General features: G+C 68.0%; 21 protein-coding genes and 2 pseudogenes. 13 read left to right on the top strand and 10 right to left on the bottom strand.

The window, feature by feature from the left end:
• The 12 genes and pseudogenes from tuf to rpsQ all read left to right on the top strand — a co-directional run.
• Window positions 1-302: pseudogene (gene tuf / locus FV233_RS24130) on the top strand (elongation factor Tu); the annotation flags it as partial.
• A 79-nt stretch (window positions 303-381) separates the two neighbouring features.
• Window positions 382-690 (top strand): 30S ribosomal protein S10, encoded by a 309-nt coding sequence (gene rpsJ, locus FV233_RS24125; RefSeq protein ID WP_007569268.1) that lies wholly within the window; start codon window positions 382-384, stop codon window positions 688-690.
• Window positions 691-740: 50 nt separating this feature from the next.
• Complete coding sequence (rplC, locus tag FV233_RS24120; RefSeq protein WP_058194332.1) at window positions 741-1,478, top strand: 50S ribosomal protein L3; 738 nt, start codon at window positions 741-743, stop codon at window positions 1,476-1,478.
• Window positions 1,478-2,098 carry a 50S ribosomal protein L4 gene (gene rplD / locus FV233_RS24115; protein ID WP_147899017.1) on the top strand — a complete coding sequence of 207 codons (621 nt, stop codon included), beginning with the start codon at window positions 1,478-1,480 and terminating at the stop codon, window positions 2,096-2,098. Before rplC ends, rplD begins: the two co-directional genes overlap by 1 nt.
• A complete protein-coding gene (locus tag FV233_RS24110) occupies window positions 2,095-2,391 on the top strand; it encodes a 50S ribosomal protein L23 (protein WP_007569272.1) in 297 nt (98 codons plus the stop codon). The genes rplD and FV233_RS24110 overlap by 4 nt, the downstream gene beginning before the upstream one ends.
• 25 nt (window positions 2,392-2,416) lie before the next feature.
• Window positions 2,417-3,253: a 50S ribosomal protein L2 gene (gene rplB, locus FV233_RS24105; protein ID WP_147853163.1), complete on the top strand. Its 837-nt coding sequence runs from the start codon at window positions 2,417-2,419 to the stop codon at window positions 3,251-3,253.
• 5 nt (window positions 3,254-3,258) lie between these two features.
• On the top strand, window positions 3,259-3,537 hold the full coding sequence (rpsS, locus tag FV233_RS24100) for a 30S ribosomal protein S19 (RefSeq protein ID WP_007569276.1): 279 nt from the start codon (window positions 3,259-3,261) through the stop codon (window positions 3,535-3,537).
• Window position 3,538: 1 nt separating this feature from the next.
• Window positions 3,539-3,925 (top strand): 50S ribosomal protein L22, encoded by a 387-nt coding sequence (gene rplV / locus FV233_RS24095; protein WP_147853164.1) that lies wholly within the window; start codon window positions 3,539-3,541, stop codon window positions 3,923-3,925.
• A gap of 10 nt (window positions 3,926-3,935) precedes the next feature.
• Window positions 3,936-4,676: a 30S ribosomal protein S3 gene (gene rpsC / locus FV233_RS24090; protein WP_147853165.1), complete on the top strand. Its 741-nt coding sequence runs from the start codon at window positions 3,936-3,938 to the stop codon at window positions 4,674-4,676.
• Window positions 4,677-4,687: 11 nt separating this feature from the next.
• Entirely contained in the window at window positions 4,688-5,101 is a 414-nt protein-coding gene (gene rplP, locus FV233_RS24085) for a 50S ribosomal protein L16 (RefSeq protein ID WP_007569280.1), read from the top strand.
• Window positions 5,102-5,113: 12 nt separating this feature from the next.
• Window positions 5,114-5,329, top strand: coding sequence for a 50S ribosomal protein L29 (rpmC, locus tag FV233_RS24080; protein ID WP_058194328.1), 216 nt, complete (start codon window positions 5,114-5,116; stop codon window positions 5,327-5,329).
• 20 nt (window positions 5,330-5,349) lie between these two features.
• Window positions 5,350-5,616 (top strand): 30S ribosomal protein S17, encoded by a 267-nt coding sequence (gene rpsQ / locus FV233_RS24075; protein WP_147853166.1) that lies wholly within the window; start codon window positions 5,350-5,352, stop codon window positions 5,614-5,616.
• A 74-nt stretch (window positions 5,617-5,690) separates the two neighbouring features.
• On the opposite strand, the pseudogene FV233_RS24070 reads toward rpsQ, so the two are convergent.
• The 10 genes and pseudogenes from FV233_RS24070 to flgB form a co-directional block, all read right to left on the bottom strand.
• Window positions 5,691-5,939 (bottom strand): annotated as a pseudogene (locus tag FV233_RS24070) (type II toxin-antitoxin system RelE/ParE family toxin); the annotation flags it as partial.
• On the bottom strand, window positions 5,936-6,160 hold the full coding sequence (locus tag FV233_RS24065; protein ID WP_147853168.1) for a hypothetical protein: 225 nt from the start codon (window positions 6,158-6,160) through the stop codon (window positions 5,936-5,938). The gene FV233_RS24065 and the pseudogene FV233_RS24070, both read right to left, overlap by 4 nt.
• A gap of 106 nt (window positions 6,161-6,266) precedes the next feature.
• On the bottom strand, window positions 6,267-7,364 hold the full coding sequence (gene recA / locus FV233_RS24060; RefSeq protein WP_147853169.1) for a recombinase RecA: 1,098 nt from the start codon (window positions 7,362-7,364) through the stop codon (window positions 6,267-6,269).
• 163 nt (window positions 7,365-7,527) lie between these two features.
• Complete coding sequence (locus FV233_RS24055) at window positions 7,528-10,233, bottom strand: PAS domain-containing sensor histidine kinase (protein WP_147899016.1); 2,706 nt, start codon at window positions 10,231-10,233, stop codon at window positions 7,528-7,530.
• Between the two features lie 191 nt (window positions 10,234-10,424).
• A complete protein-coding gene (flhB, locus tag FV233_RS24050; RefSeq protein WP_147899015.1) occupies window positions 10,425-11,492 on the bottom strand; it encodes a flagellar biosynthesis protein FlhB in 1,068 nt (355 codons plus the stop codon).
• A gap of 32 nt (window positions 11,493-11,524) precedes the next feature.
• The gene (gene fliR / locus FV233_RS24045; RefSeq protein WP_147856941.1) at window positions 11,525-12,286 is read right to left on the bottom strand and encodes a flagellar biosynthetic protein FliR; all 762 of its coding nucleotides are present in this window, start codon (window positions 12,284-12,286) and stop codon (window positions 11,525-11,527) included.
• Between the two features lie 51 nt (window positions 12,287-12,337).
• Window positions 12,338-12,604, bottom strand: coding sequence for a flagellar biosynthesis protein FliQ (fliQ, locus tag FV233_RS24040; protein WP_147856940.1), 267 nt, complete (start codon window positions 12,602-12,604; stop codon window positions 12,338-12,340).
• Between the two features lie 56 nt (window positions 12,605-12,660).
• Window positions 12,661-12,975, bottom strand: a complete 315-nt coding sequence (gene fliE, locus FV233_RS24035; protein ID WP_147856939.1) for a flagellar hook-basal body complex protein FliE — start codon at window positions 12,973-12,975, stop codon at window positions 12,661-12,663.
• A 50-nt stretch (window positions 12,976-13,025) separates the two neighbouring features.
• Window positions 13,026-13,433 (bottom strand): flagellar basal body rod protein FlgC, encoded by a 408-nt coding sequence (gene flgC / locus FV233_RS24030; protein ID WP_147856938.1) that lies wholly within the window; start codon window positions 13,431-13,433, stop codon window positions 13,026-13,028.
• A 64-nt stretch (window positions 13,434-13,497) separates the two neighbouring features.
• Window positions 13,498-13,902, bottom strand: coding sequence for a flagellar basal body rod protein FlgB (flgB, locus tag FV233_RS24025; protein WP_147856937.1), 405 nt, complete (start codon window positions 13,900-13,902; stop codon window positions 13,498-13,500).
• Window positions 13,903-14,243: 341 nt separating this feature from the next.
• On the opposite strand from flgB, the gene FV233_RS24020 reads away from it, so the two are divergent.
• Window positions 14,244-15,123: flagellar biosynthetic protein FliO (locus tag FV233_RS24020; RefSeq protein WP_246690074.1), on the top strand; the 880-nt coding region annotated here is incomplete at its 3' end.

Genomic DNA, 15,123 nt, shown 5'->3' with positions numbered 1-15,123 from the left:
AGCCGGGTTCGGTGAAGCCGCACACCAAGTTCAAGGCCGAGGCGTACATCCTGACCAAGGAGGAGGGCGGCCGCCACACGCCGTTCTTCACCAACTACCGGCCGCAGTTCTACTTCCGGACCACGGATGTGACCGGGGTGTGCGAGCTGCCGGAGGGCACCGAGATGGTGATGCCGGGCGACAACGTGACCATGGACGTCACGCTGATCGTGCCGGTGGCCATGGAGGAGAAGCTGCGCTTCGCCATCCGCGAGGGCGGCCGCACCGTCGGCGCCGGCGTCGTCGCCGCTATCAACGACTAAGCCAGGATAGCATCCTTAGCAGGGCGCGGCGGGGACACGTCCTCGCACCCCCCGCCGTCCCTCTCAAGGTTTCAGGATTATGAACGGTCAGAACATCCGCATCCGCCTCAAGGCGTTCGATCACCGCATCCTCGATGCGTCGACCAAGGAGATTGTCTCCACGGCCAAGCGCACTGGCGCGACCATCCGGGGTCCGATCCCGCTTCCGACGCATATCGCGAAGTTCACCGTGAACCGCTCGCCGCACATCGACAAGAAGTCGCGCGAGCAGTTCGAGATGCGCACGCACAAGCGAGTGCTCGATATCGTCGATCCGACGCCGCAGACCGTGGACGCGCTGATGAAGCTCGACCTCGCCGCCGGCGTGGACGTGGAGATCAAGCTCTAAGTCCCGCCGGGATTTAGAGCTTACCGTTTCATCGCGCGAGGGAGAGACCTATGCGCTCAGGCGTCATCGCACAGAAGGTCGGCATGACCCGCGTCTTCACAGACGCGGGGGAGCATGTCCCCGTCACAGTGCTTAAGATCGATCAGTGCCAGGTGGTGGCCCACCGCACCGTCGAAAAGAACGGCTACGTCGCCCTCCAGGTCGGCGTGGGCAAGGCCAAGGTGAAGAACGTGTCGGCGGCCGAGCGCGGTCGTTTCGCGGTCGCCAAGGTCGAGCCGAAGAAGAAGCTCGCCGAGTTCCGCGTGTCCGAGGACGCGCTGATCCCGGTCGGCGCGGAGATCACCGCGGACCACTTCATCCCGGGCCAGTTCGTCGACGTGACGGGCACCACCACGGGGAAGGGTTTCGCCGGCGGTATCAAGCGCTGGAACTTCGGCGGCCTGCGCGCCACGCACGGCGTGTCCATCTCGCACCGTTCGATCGGTTCGACCGGCGGCCGTCAGGACCCGGGCAAGACCTTCAAGAACAAGAAGATGCCGGGTCATCTCGGCGTCGAGCGGGTGACCACTCAGAACCTGCGCGTCGTGCGCACCGATCCCGAGCGCGGCCTGATCCTGGTCGAGGGCGCGGTCCCCGGTGTGGCCGGTGGCTGGATTCAGATCCGCGACGCGGTGAAGCGTAAGCTCCCCGCCGACGTTCCGCTGCCGGGCAAGTTCCGTGAGAACGGCGCGTCCACCGAGTCCGCCCAGACCGCCCCCGAGGCCCCTGCGGCTGAGGAGACCGCCTGATGAAGCTCGATATCACCACACTCGACGGCGCCGGCGCCGGCTCGGTCGACCTGAGCGAGGAAATCTTCGGCCTTGAGCCGCGGGCCGACCTCCTTCAGCGCATGGTCCGCTGGCAGCTCGCCAAGCGGCGCGCTGGAACCCACGCCGTAAAGAACCGTTCGGACGTGAACCGTACCCGCAAGAAGCTGTACAAGCAGAAGGGTACCGGCAACGCCCGCCACGGCGCCGCTTCGGCTCCGCAGTTCCGCGGCGGTGGACGCGCCTTCGGCCCCGTCGTGCGCGACCACAGCCACGACCTTCCCAAGAAGGTCCGTGCCCTGGCCCTGCGCCACGCGCTGTCGGCCAAGGCTAAGTCCTCGACCCTGATCGTCGTCGACGACATCAAGATCGAGGATCACAAGACCAAGGGTCTCATCGAGCGCTTCGGCAAGATGGGCCTTTCGAACGCGCTGATCATCGGCGGTGCCGAGGTCGACGTGAATTTCGGCCGCGCCGCGCGTGCCATCCCGCAGATCGACGTGCTTCCCGTGCAGGGGATCAACGTCTACGACATCCTGCGCCGGAACACGCTCGTCCTGACGAAGGCCGCCGTCGACGCGCTGGAGGAGCGTTTCAAATGAGTGCCGATCCGCGCCACTACGACATCATCGTCTCCCCGGTCATCACCGAGAAGGCGACGAACCTGACCGAACAGAACAAGGTCGTCTTCCGGGTCGGCCCGAAGGCGACCAAGCCTCAGATCAAGGAGGCGGTCGAGAAGCTGTTCGACGTCAAGGTCACGGCGGTGAATACCCTCGTGACCAAGGGCAAGAAGAAGATTTTCCGCGGTCTCCGCGGGCAGCGCTCCGACGTGAAGAAGGCGATCGTCACCCTGGCCGAGGGCCACACGATCGACGTCACGACCGGGCTCTGAGGACGGGTTTTAGGGATCCAAGCCGATGGCCTTGAAGACATTCAAACCGGTCACGCCGAGCCTGCGCCAGCTCGTGCTCGTCGACCGCCGTGAGCTCTACAAGGGCAAGCCGGTGAAGGCGCTGACGGAGGGCAAGAGCTCCTCCGGCGGCCGTAACAACCTCGGCCGCATCACCGTCCGCTTCCGCGGTGGTGGTCACAAGCGGGTGCTGCGCAACGTCGACTTCAAGCGTCGCGAGCAGCTCGGCGTGACGGCGACGGTCGAGCGGATCGAGTACGATCCGAACCGCACCGCGTTCATCGCCCTGATCAACTTCCCCGACGGGAAGCAGAGCTACATCCTTGCCCCGCAGCGTCTGCAGCCGGGCGACAAGGTGGTGACCGGCGAGAACGTCGACATCAAGCCGGGCAATGCCGGTCCGGTCGGCTCGATGCCGGTGGGTACGATCATCCACAACGTCGAGCTGAAGATCGGCAAGGGCGGCGCGATCGCCCGCTCGGCTGGGAACTACGCCCAGATCGTCGGACGCGATCAGGGCTACGTGACGCTGCGCCTGAACTCCGGCGAGCAGCGCCTCGTGCACGGCCAGTGCTTCGCGACTGTCGGTGCGGTCTCGAACCCGGACCACATGAACATCTCGCTCGGCAAGGCCGGGCGCAACCGGTGGCTCGGCAAGCGCCCGCATAACCGCGGCGTTTCCATGAACCCGGTGGATCACCCGCACGGCGGCGGCGAGGGCCGTACCTCGGGCGGCCGCAACCCGGTCACGCCGTGGGGCGTGCCCACCAAGGGGAAGAAGACCCGGTCCAACAAGCGGACCGACGTGTTCATCCTGTCCAGCCGCCACAACCGCAAGAAGTAATCGCTATGGCACGCTCTCTCTGGAAGGGGCCGTTCGTCGACGGCTACCTCTTCAAGAAGGCCGAAGCGGCGCGGGGCTCCTCGCGCTCAGAGGTCATCAAGATCTGGAGCCGCCGCTCCACGATTCTCCCGCAGTTCGTCGGGCTCACCTTCGGTGTGCACAACGGGCAGAAGCACATCCCGGTCTACGTCTCCGAGGAGATGGTGGGGCACAAGTTCGGCGAGTTCTCGCCGACCCGCACCTTCCACGGGCACGCGGCCGACAAGAAGGCGAAGAGGCGCTGAGATGGGCAAGCAAGCCACCCCCCGCGCGCTCCCCGAGAACGAGGCCAAGGCAGTTGCGCGCATGCTGCGCGTCAGCCCCCAGAAGCTGAACCTCGTGGCGCAGATGATCCGCGGCAAGAAGGTCGATACCGCGTTGGCCGAGCTGCAGTTTTCGCGCAAGCGCATCTCGACCGAGGTCAAGAAGTGCCTCGAGAGCGCGATCGCGAATGCCGAGAACAACCACGACCTGGACGTCGACGATCTCGTCGTCACCCAGGCCTTCGTGGGCAAGGCCCTCGTGCTCAAGCGCTTCCACGCCCGCGCCCGCGGCCGCGGCGCGCGTATCCTGAAGCCCTTCTCGAACCTCACCATCGTGGTTCGCGAAGTCCGCCAGGCCGAAGCGGCTTAAGGAGGATCTCATGGGCCAGAAAGTCAATCCGATCGGTCTCCGTCTCGGTATCAACCGGACCTGGGACTCCCGCTGGTTCGCCGGCAAGGGCGAGTACGCCAAGCTGATGCATGAGGACGTCGCGATCCGCGCCGCCCTCATGAAGCAGCTGAAGCAGGCCGCCGTCTCGAAGATCGTCATCGAGCGTCCGCACCGGAAGTGCCGCGTCACCATCCACTCGGGTCGTCCTGGCGTGGTGATCGGCAAGAAGGGCGCGGATATCGAGAAGCTGCGCAAGTTGGTCGGCACGATGACCAAGGCCGACGTGACGATCAACATCGTCGAGGTGCGCAAGCCCGAGATCGACGCCACTCTGGTGGCCGACTCGATCGCCCAGCAGCTCGAGCGCCGCGTCGCCTTCCGTCGCGCCATGAAGCGCGCCGTGCAGTCGGCGATGCGTCTCGGTGCCGAGGGCATCCGGATCAACTGCTCGGGTCGTCTCGGCGGCGCCGAGATCGCCCGCCAGGAATGGTACCGTGAGGGCCGGGTCCCGCTGCACACCCTGCGTGCGGACGTGGATTACGGCACCGCCACGGCGTTCACGACCTACGGCACTTGCGGCATCAAGGTTTGGGTGTTCAAGGGCGAGATCCTTGAGCACGACCCTATGGCCCAGGACAAGAAGGCCCAGGAAGAGGGTGGCCGCTCCGGCGGACGCCGTGAGCGCGATGGCGAGGGCGGCCGCGAGCGCGGACGCCGCGAGCACGCGTAAGGTAGGAAGCCATGCTGCAACCCAAAAAGACTCGCTTCCGTAAGCAGTTCAAGGGCCGCATCCACGGTGCGGCCAAGGGCGGCTTCGAGCTGAACTTCGGTCAGTTCGGCTTGAAGGCCGTGGAGCCCGAGCGCGTCACCGCCCGGCAGATCGAGGCGGCCCGCCGCGCGATCACCCGTGAGATGAAGCGCCAGGGCCGCGTCTGGATCCGGGTATTTCCGGACGTTCCGGTATCCTCGAAGCCGACCGAAGTCCGCATGGGCTCGGGTAAGGGCGCGCCGGATTACTGGGCCGCCCGTGTCCATCCGGGCCGGATCATGTTCGAGGTCGACGGCGTCGCCGAGGACATCGCCAAGGAGGCCCTGCGCCTCGGTGCCGCCAAGCTCCCGATCCGTACGCGGGTCGTCCAACGCATCGCCGACTGAACGGAGGGTATCGTGAAGTCGACCCAGAGAGTGTCTGATCTGAAGGCGTTGTCGCCGGATCAGCTGAACGACGAGTTGCTGAACCTCAAGAAGGAGCAGTTCAATCTGCGCTTCCAGGGGGCCACCGGCCAGCTCGAGAACGTCGCTCGCGTCCGTGAGGTCCGCCGCGACATCGCCCGCGTCCGCACCCTGCAGCGTTCGAAGACGCTGCAGGCGTCCAAGAGCTGACAGGGGCTTAGGAGAACACCATGCCGAAGCGCGTCCTGCAGGGCACCGTCGTCAGCGACAAGGGCGAGAAGACCATCGTGGTGAAGGTGGAGCGTCGCTTCACGCACCCGGTGATGAAGAAGACCGTGCGCCGTTCGAAGAACTACCATGCCCATGACGAGGCGAATGTCGCCAAGGTCGGGCAAACGGTGTTCATCGAGGAGTGCCGTCCCTTCTCGAAGACCAAGACCTGGAAGCTGGTCGAGGACCAGGCCTCCGCGGTCGTTGAGACCGGCGAAGCCGCCTGAGCTGTCTTCTCTCGACGGCCGCGGAGATGTCTGCGTCCGTCCGTTAGGCCGATCGGTCCTGTGCGGCGTCGGAGCGTGATGATTGTCACGATCTCCCGCCGCTCGTCGACCTGATAGTAGATGAGATACGGCAGTCGGGACACCGCGAAAACGCGCACCCCCGGTCGGACGCCGCGGCCGACGTATGGGTGGCGCCTGAGAAGCTCGGCCGTCTCGCGGATCGCACCCTCGATCTTGTCCGCGGTGCCTGGATTTCGCTCCCGAACGTAGTCGGCGATTTCTGTTAGGCGCTGGACCGCACGGCGTGCGTAGACGAGCTTCACGCTCTGAAACGGCGGAAGGCAGCCCCGACCTCTTCGGGTGACGCGATGTCTCCGTGAGCGATCTCGTCGAGCCCTTCCAAGACATCCTTCAGATGGTCGGGATCAATCTCGCTCGGCGCGCCGACCTGCGCCATGTCGAGCATGGCCTGTGCGATGGCATCCTGCGCCTCAGGCGGCATCCGCCGAACTGTCTCGACGGCCTTTTCCAGAAGGTCGGTCACAGCCAGCTGCATCCTCAACGACGAACGGCCCCGGCGAATGCCTCGCCGGGGCCGTTGATTGTCCTCCGCGCGCGCTCGCACGGCAAGGGTTTGAGCTGTGGGCGGCTTATGCCTCGCCCTCGTCGAGGTCGTCCTCGGTCGGCTTGGCGTTCTCCAAAATCTTCTCGGCGACGAGGCCGGAATTCTGGCGGATCGAGGCTTCGATCTTGCCGGCGATCTCCGGGTTGTCGCGCAGGAACCCCTTCGAGTTCTCGCGGCCCTGGCCCAGGCGCTGGCTGTTGTACGAGAACCAGGCGCCGGACTTCTCGACGATGCCGGCCTTCACACCGAGGTCGATCAACTCGCCGACCTTCGACACGCCCTCGCCGAACATGATGTCGAACTCGACCTGCTTGAACGGCGGCGCGACTTTGTTCTTCACGACCTTGACGCGGACCTGGTTGCCGATCGCCTCGTCGCGGTCCTTAAGGGTCGAGATGCGACGGATGTCGAGGCGCACCGATGCGTAGAATTTCAGCGCGTTGCCGCCCGTCGTGGTCTCCGGGCTGCCGTACATCACGCCGATCTTCATCCGGATCTGGTTGATGAAGATCACCATGCAGTTCGAGCGCGAGATCGAACCGGTGAGCTTGCGCAGGGCTTGGCTCATCAGGCGGGCCTGGAGGCCGGGCTGGCTCTCGCCCATCTCGCCCTCGATCTCGGCCCGAGGGGTCAGCGCGGCGACCGAATCGACCACCAGCACGTCGATGGCGCCGGAGCGCACCAGCGTGTCGGTGATCTCGAGCGCCTGCTCGCCGGTATCGGGCTGCGAGATTAGCAGGTCGTCGAGATTGACGCCGAGCTTTCGGGCGTAGATCGGGTCTAGGGCGTGCTCGGCGTCCACGAAGGCGCAGACGCCGCCCTTCTTCTGGGCCTCGGCGATAGTGTGAAGGGCCAGTGTCGTCTTGCCGGACGATTCGGGGCCATAGATCTCCACGACCCGGCCGCGGGGCAGGCCGCCGACGCCGAGGGCGATGTCCAGGCCGATCGAGCCGGTGGAGACGGTCTCGACCTCCTGCACCTTATCGTTCTTGCCGAGCCGCATGATCGAGCCCTTGCCGAAGGCGCGCTCGATTTGGGACAGGGCGGCGTCGATCGCCTTGGACTTATCCTTGTCCTTCTCCGCCGGGGGCATGTCGACCACTTTCAATGCAGGCTGGGCCATCTGGCGGGCTCCTTATGAAGGGGTTGCGCGCCATTCACAACGCGCGGCAACACGGCGCTGATGTACCCTATTTGTTCTCTTTCGGCAAGGGCGTCGGGGACGAGAACGCCGCCCGGATGGGGCGGCGCGCAGGTTCTCCACCAAGCTTGTTGCCGGCACGATGTCAGTCGGCCGCCATGGTCTTCTTGACGGTCTCCACCAGCTGCTTCAGGCTGAACGGCTTGGGCAGGAAGTTGAAGGCTTCCCCCTCGGGCAGGTTCTTGCGAAACGCGTCCTCGGCGTAGCCCGAGACGAAGATCACCTTCAGGTCCGGTTGGCTCTTGCGCACCTCGCGCAGCAGGGTCGGGCCGTCCATCTCGGGCATCACCACGTCGGAGACGACGAGGTCGATCGACTGGCTGCCGTCGCGCACGATCGCCAGGGCTTCGAGGCCGGAGGCAGCCTCCAGCACCGTGTAGCCCCGGGCCGAGAGGGCCCGGCTGTTGACCGCCCGGACGGGATCCTCGTCCTCGACCAGCAGGATCGTCCCCTGCCCGGTATGGTCCGCTGCGGGCTTGCGCGGGGCCGGTTTCTCCGGGGCCTTCTGGGTGCCGGCACGTTCGGCTGGGCCGGCCGGCTTCGCCGTCGCCGGCATGTCCGCCCGCGGCAGCGCCGGAACCGCAGGGGCGGCCTCCTCGGGCTCCGCGACAGGCACGTGCCGCGGCAGGTAGATCCGGAAGGCGGTCCCCTCCCCGATGGTCGACTGCACGTCGATGGTACCGCCGGACTGCTTGACGATGCCGAACACCGTCGAGAGCCCGAGGCCGGTGCCCTTGCCGATCTCCTTGGTGGTGAAGAACGGCTCGAAGATCTTCTCCATCAGCTCGGCCGGAATGCCCTGTCCGGTATCGCGCACCTCGATCAGGACGTGGTCGCCCGCGGGCGCGCCACCGCGTCCCTCCACGGAGGCGGCCGGTCCCGGATCGGTCACGTTCTCGGTCCGGATCATCAGCTTGCCGCCGTCCGGCATCGCGTCGCGGGCGTTGACCGCCAGGTTCACGATCACCTGCTCGAACTGGTTGACGTCGGCTTTCACCGGCCAGACGTCGCGGCCGTGCTTCAATTCCAGGGCGACGCGCTCGCCGAGCAGCCGCTTGAGCAGCAGGGTCAGCTCCGAGAGCCCCTCCCCGACATTCATCACTTCAGGGCGCAGGGTCTGACGACGTGAGAACGCCAGGAGCTGGCGGACGAGGCCCGCCGCCCGGTTGGCGTTCTGCTTGATCTGCATGATGTCCTGGAAGGCCGGGTCGGTCGGCCGGTGGCTCGCGAGCAGCAGGTCCGAGTAGCCGATGATCGCCTGGAGGACGTTGTTGAAGTCGTGCGCGATGCCGCCGGCGAGCTGGCCCACGGCGTTCATCTTCTGAGCCTGGGCGACCTGCTGCTCCAGCTGCCGCTGCGCCGTGGTGTCGAGGGCGTACAGGATCACGCGCTCGGCCTCGTCGGCCTTGTGGGTGGCGTCGCTGCTGTCGGCTGGGCTGAGCCAGAGCCGCGCCGAGCGGCCCCCCGGGCCGCTGAGCTGGACTTCGATCGGCTCCGGGTCGGACAGGCCGCTGGCGGCGCGGGCGAGGCCGGCCTCCAGGGAGGCGCGGTCGACCACCGAATCGGCCACGTTGGGCTCGGCCCCCTGGGTCCCCTCCCCCTCTGGGCCGCCCTCGTCGACCTGGCGCGGCACCGTGCCGAACAGGCGCGTGAACGAGGTGTTGGCCCGGGCGATCCGGCCGGAGCGGTCCAGGGTCGCGATGGCGATCGGGGAATTGTTGAGGAAGCGGGCCAGACGCACCTCGGCCGCGCGCTGCGGCTCGTCGGTCTCGGCCCCGGCCGAGCGGTTGATCACGAAGGTCCGCGACGAGCCGGGCTTGCCGTCCTTGCCGAAGGCGACGCGGTGGTACAGCCGCACCGGCAGGGTGTGGCCGTTGCGGCGGCGCAGGTCGAGGTCGAACCGATCGGTGCGGACCTCCCCGGGCAAGCCGGCGGTGCGTACCAGCACGTCGGCCTCCGGAGCGATCTCGGTGAGGTGCGGGCCGCCGGGGCCGACGCTCGCCAGGTCATAGCCGAGCCAGGCCGCGAGCGTCGCGTTCATGTAGACGATCGCGCCGGCGGGATCGATCGACAGGAAGCCCGCCGGGGCGTGGTCGAGGTAGTCGATCGCGTGCTGGAGTTCCTGGAAGACGTTCTCCTGGCGCTCGCGCTCGGCGGTGATGTCGGCCACCGTCCAGAGTGCGGCGGCCCGGCGCGGGCGCGCCAGGGGCCGCACCGACACCCGGTACCAGCCGAAGCCGCGCTCGTTCGCCTGCGGCCCGAGCGGCGGCGACATTCGGATTTCTTCCGTATGCGCCCGTCCGTCCCGCGAGGCCTGCGACAGGCGGTAGACCGCCTCCGAGACCTCCGGCGAGCCGACCAGGATGCGCTCTACGGGCACGAGGTTCGAGAAGGCGTCGCCGCCGGCCACCCGCAGGTAGGCCTCGTTGGCGTAGATCAGGCGGCCGCCGTCCTCGACCACCAGCGCCCCGTCCGGGGAGGCGTCGACGATGCCCTTGGTGATGTCGTCCCGGGTCGCGGTGCCGCTGAGCTGAAGCGCCCCGATCGCCAGGGCGAACAGGAAGAACACGCCGGCCATCGCCAGCAGGGCCAGCAGCCAGACGATCAGCGATTGCGCCTGCTCGTTGGCCACGAAGGACAGGCCGATGGCGGCCCCGACCAGCAGGCCGGCGAGCACGAGCAGCAGACCGACCCGGCCCGGCTGCTCCGAGCGGTCGATCGAGCCGGTTCCCTGAGGGTTCGCGATCTGCGTGCCCGTCGCGGGCGCCGGAGGTCCAGTGACGTCGGCCATCGGCATCATTCCAGAACAATCACCCGGTTAGGCCCGCCGGCCATAGCAGGGCTCGGGCAGCACGGCATCACTCTCGTCGCGCCGGTCGTGTCGCGCCAAGCCTTGGCGCAGCCTTGCAAAAAAAGGTGGAGGAAGCGTGGCTTTTCTGGACTGAACCTTGCGATCGGCGTTCTGAATACCGGCCTTGGCGCCTAAGCCGCCCTTCGCCGCAGGCGCAGGACGAAGCCGATCACCTCAGCCACCGCCCGGTAATGCTCGGCCGGGATCTCGCGGTCGATCTCCACGGTGGCGTGCAGCGCCCGGGCGAGCGGCGGGTTCTCGATGACCGCGACGCCGTGCTCGGTCGCCACCGCGCGGATGCGCAGGGCCAGGGCGTCGACGCCCTTGGCGACGCAGATCGGGGCGGCCATGCCGGCCTCGTAACGCAGGGCCACCGCGTAGTGGGTCGGGTTGGTCACCACCACGGTGGCGGTCGGCACCGCCGTCATCATCCGCTTCCGCGCCCGCGCCATGCGGATCTGCTTCATGCGGCCCTTGATCTCCGGGTTGCCGTCCGCCTCCTTCATCTCCTGCTTCATCTCCTCCTTCGACATGCGGTGGCGCTTGCGCCAGCGGAAGCGGGCGTAGAGCGCGTCCCCCAGCGTGATCGCCAGGTGCATGCACAGCATGCCGGCGAGCAGCCGCAGGCTGAGGGACAGGATCGCGGGCAGGCTGCCGGCCGGATCGAGCCGGGCGAACACCTCCAGCCGGTCGCGGTCGTTCCACAGCAGCACGCCGCCGACGATGCCGACCGCGCCGATCTTGGCGAGCCCCTTGCCGAACTGGAACAGGGCCTCGATCCCCATCAGCCGCTTGACCCCGGCCATCGGCGAGATGCGGTCGAATTTCGGCATCAGGGTTTCGGTGGTGAGCACCAGCGGGTGCTGGAGGAGGCCGGCGGCGAGGCCGGCCGCGGCCGCCATCCCGACCGGCACCGCCACCGCCTCCAGCCACAGCCACAGGCCCCGGGTCGCCGCCTGCTTCATGGCGGTGGCGTCGTCCGGGAGGGTGTGGGCGTTGGCGAGATAGGCCTTCAGACCCTGGGTCAGGTTCTGGGCGATGGTCGGGGCCGCGATCACCAGGGCCAGCGTGAACGCGCCGAGGATCGCGAAGGTGTTGATCTCGGCGCTGGTCGCGACGTCTCCGCGCTCGATCGCCTGGTCCAGGCGCCGCTGGGTCGGCTCTTCGGTCTTGTCTTCCTGCTCCGCGCCCTCGGCCATCTTGTCCGCTCGACCTCAGTGCGTGTGGACGCTCAGCGCCCGACGAACTCGCCGAGATACCGGCCGAGATCGTCCAGAAAAACGCCCATCATGACGCCGAGCGAGCCCATCAGGATCAGCATGCCGATCAGCACCGAGGCCGGAACCGCCAGGAAGAACACCTGCAATTGCGGCATCAGCCGCGACAGCACGCCGAGCCCGAGGTTGAACAGCAGCCCGAAGGCGATGAACGGCCCGGAGATCTGCACCGCCAGGGTGAAGCCCCGGGTCAGCGCCTTCAGCGCCAGCATCAGCGCGTCCGAGAAGGCCGGGACCCCGTCCGGGGGCAGCACCACGTAGCTCTGCGCCAGGCCCTCGATGGCGAGGTGGTGCAGGTCGGCGGCGAAGATCAGCGTGATGCCCAGCAGCGACAGGAAATTTCCGAGCGCCGCCTGCTGCCCGCCATAGCTCGGGTCCACCGTCATGGCGTAGGCCAGGCCGAGCTGCTGGGAGATGATCAGCCCGGCGGTCTGCAGGGCGGCCAGCACCATCCGGACCGACAGGCCGAGGACCAGCCCGACGATCGTCTCGGCGAACAGGAGCCCGATCAGCCGGGGTCCGGCCAGGCCGTCGGTGCCGCCGAGCAGCGGGCGTACGGTCGGAAACAGCACCAGCGTGGTCAGCAGCGCGAAAGCCAGCCGGATCCGCGGCGACACCATCTGCTCGCCGACGCCCGGCATCAGCATGATCAGCGTGCCGACCCGGGCGAAGGCGATCAGGTAGGCCGAGGCGATGCCGGGCAGGAGCAGGTTCATCGCCGCCCCTATGGCACGCGCGCACCGCCGCTGTCCCGCCGGAGGGCACGATCAGCCGCCGGCCGCGATGCGGGCGGCGATGCGGGTCATGTAGCCCGCCATGGCGTCGCCGATGAACGGCAGCATCAGCAGGAGCGCGGCGAACACCGCCACGATCTTGGGCACGTAGATCAGGGTCTGTTCCTGGACCTGCGTCAACGCCTGGAGCAGCGAGACGATCAGCCCGACCGCCAGCGCGACCAGCATCAGGGGCCCGGCCACCTTGAGGAAGACGAAGATGCCGTCGCGGGCGACGTCGAGGATGGCCAGGCCGGTCATGGGGCGTCTTGCTCAAGAAGAAGGCAGAGGAAAATCCGGCGGCCCGGGCAGGCTGCTCAAATCTGCATCCGCATGATCTCTTCGTAGGCGGAGATCATGCGGTCGCGCACCGCCACCATGGTCTGCAGGGCGGTCTCGCTCTCGGCCACCGCGGTGACCACGTCGACGACGTTGGCCTTGCCGGAGGCCGCCGAGATCGCTTGGCCGTCGGCCCGCCGTCCGGCATCCCCGACGTTGTCCAGGGCGTTGCCCAGCATCTGCATGAAGTTGCCGCCGGCCTCGTTGGCCGACTGGATTTTCGGGGCCGGGCGGCCGTTGGCCATGCCCTGGACGGCGGCGTAGGCGCCGGCCGCGAAATTGCTCGTCGCCATCGGCTAGGCTTCCTTCGGGATCACGTCAGGCGGGCTCACTTCAGGCAGGCTCACTTCAGGATCGACAGCGTCTGCGAGAGCATCCTGCGCGTGGACGTCACCATGTTGAGGTTCGCTTCGTAGGAGCGCTGGGCCTCGCGCAGGTCCATGTTCTCGATCAGGGCGTTGACGTTGGGCATCTGCACCTCGCCCCGGGCGTTGGCCGCAGGGTTGCCGGGCTCGTACTTGGTCCGGAACGCAGCGGTGTCGCGCCGGACCCGGCCCGCTTCCACCAGCTTGGCCCCGGTCTCCGGGTCCATGTGGCTTGTGAAGGACGGGATCTTGCGGCGGTAGGGCTCGGTCCCGGCCGAGGCCGGGGCGGAATCGGCGTTCGCGATGTTCTCGGCGATGATCCGCATCCGGCCCGACTGCGCCTTGAGGCCGGCGGCCGCCACCGTGAGCGACTTGCTGAATTCCATGGCTCAGGGCTCCTTTCCGCCGTGCGCTTCGACGGCACGTCCGATCGATCGGTGTCCGAAACGTTCAGCTCTTGCCGATGGCGATCTTCAGGGTGGTCAGGCTGTGCTGGTAGAGGGAGGCGGCGAGCTGGTAGTCGGACTGGTTGTCGCCGGCTTTCATCATCTCGTCCTCGAGGTTGACCGCATTGCCGTTCGGCCGGATCTCGAAGCGCTTGGCGCCCTTGGCATCGGCCCCGGCCTCGGATTGCCCGGGCGGCGCGAGGTGGGCGGGGCTGGTCAGCGCCAGGCCCGGCGAGGTGTTGACCGCGGTGCCGGAGGCCCGGTCGAAGCGCAGCTCTGCCAGGTCGCGCGGCTTGAAGCCCGGCATGTCGGCGTTGGCGACGTTCTCGGCGATCAGCCCCTGGCGCGCCTGCGCCCACTGCATCCGGGTGCGCAGCATCCCCAGGACGGGCAGGTCGGTCAGGGCCAAGGTCGCCTCCGGGTGCGCGATGCCGCGTCGGATCGAGCGGGCTCGGCAAAATCTGCCGCCTCCATGGTTAACGCACCGTTAAGCGCGAAGGCCTTCGGGGAGTCGACAACCGCCACGTCAGGCGTCAGCGGACGGGGTGGCGGCTACGTTCCTGGGGACGGCGGCGCCTGGTCCTTCACAACCTCTTGTCTCGATGGCGCTAAACTTAAGAGCCTGTTAACGAAGTCTTAACGTCGTTTGCCTTGGGGGGCGGCCGGCGTGGTATGAGCGAGGCTCGTGCCGGGCGCGGCCCTGCGGCGGCCGAAACGTGCGAGTGCGTAATCTTGCAATGGCTGCAATCCGTGTTCGGTTCTGAGGGCTCTCCCATCGTCCAGTATGTCGTGATCTTCGCCGTCATCTTCACGGCGTTGGCCGCGATCGTGTTCACGGTGCGCCGCCTGACCGGACGCAGCCTGGCGCTGCCCGGGCGCACCCCCGCGCGCGGGCGGCAGCCTCGGCTCGGCATCGTCGATGTGTACGAACTCGACCGGGCCCGGCAACTGATCCTGCTGCGCCGGGACAACGTCGAGCACCTGCTGCTGGTCGGCGGCCCCAACGACGTGGTGGTCGAGCGCAACATCCAGCGCGCGCAGCGTCCCCTGCCCGAGGCGACGCTGCGCGCCGATGGCGGGGCGGAGCCCCTGGGCGAGCCGTTGCCCGATCCGATGGCCCAGGGTGGCCGCCTCGCCGAGCCGCCCCGGGCGCTCGCCGAGATCGCCGGCCGCCGCTCCGAGCCGCTGTTCGACCCGGGTTTCGAGATGCCGGTCGTCGTGCCGCCGCCGGTGCCGCGCTCCGCCGCCGCCCCGCCGGTGACCTTCCCGCTCGATGTCGGCCTGCTGGGCGGCGACGAGCCAGGGCAGGAAGTCTCGCCCCCGTCCGTCCTGCAGACCCGCGCCGCCGAGCCCGCCGCCCCGGCGCCGCCGCTCCGCGAGACGTTCTCGCCCCGGCGGATCCTGAGCCGCACCGCGCCTCCGCTTGCCGAGCCGCGCGCCAACCCCGCCTCCGAGCGCGTGCCGGAGACCGCCCCTGAGCGCGACGAGCCCGTCCGGACCGCGCCGCCTCCTCCGAGCTTCACGGCTTCAAGTCTGGCCGTCCCGACCGAGCGGCGCTCCGTCGATCCGGCGGTGCTCAACGACATGGCGCGGCAGCTCCAGGCCGCGCTGGCGCGTCCCGCCTCGGCGG

The organism is Methylobacterium sp. WL7 (genome assembly GCF_008040085.1).
GTDB lineage: Bacteria > Pseudomonadota > Alphaproteobacteria > Rhizobiales > Beijerinckiaceae > Methylobacterium > Methylobacterium mesophilicum.
The sequence above is the reverse complement of the archived record's forward strand: the minus strand, read 5'-3'. Positions and strand labels throughout refer to the sequence as shown.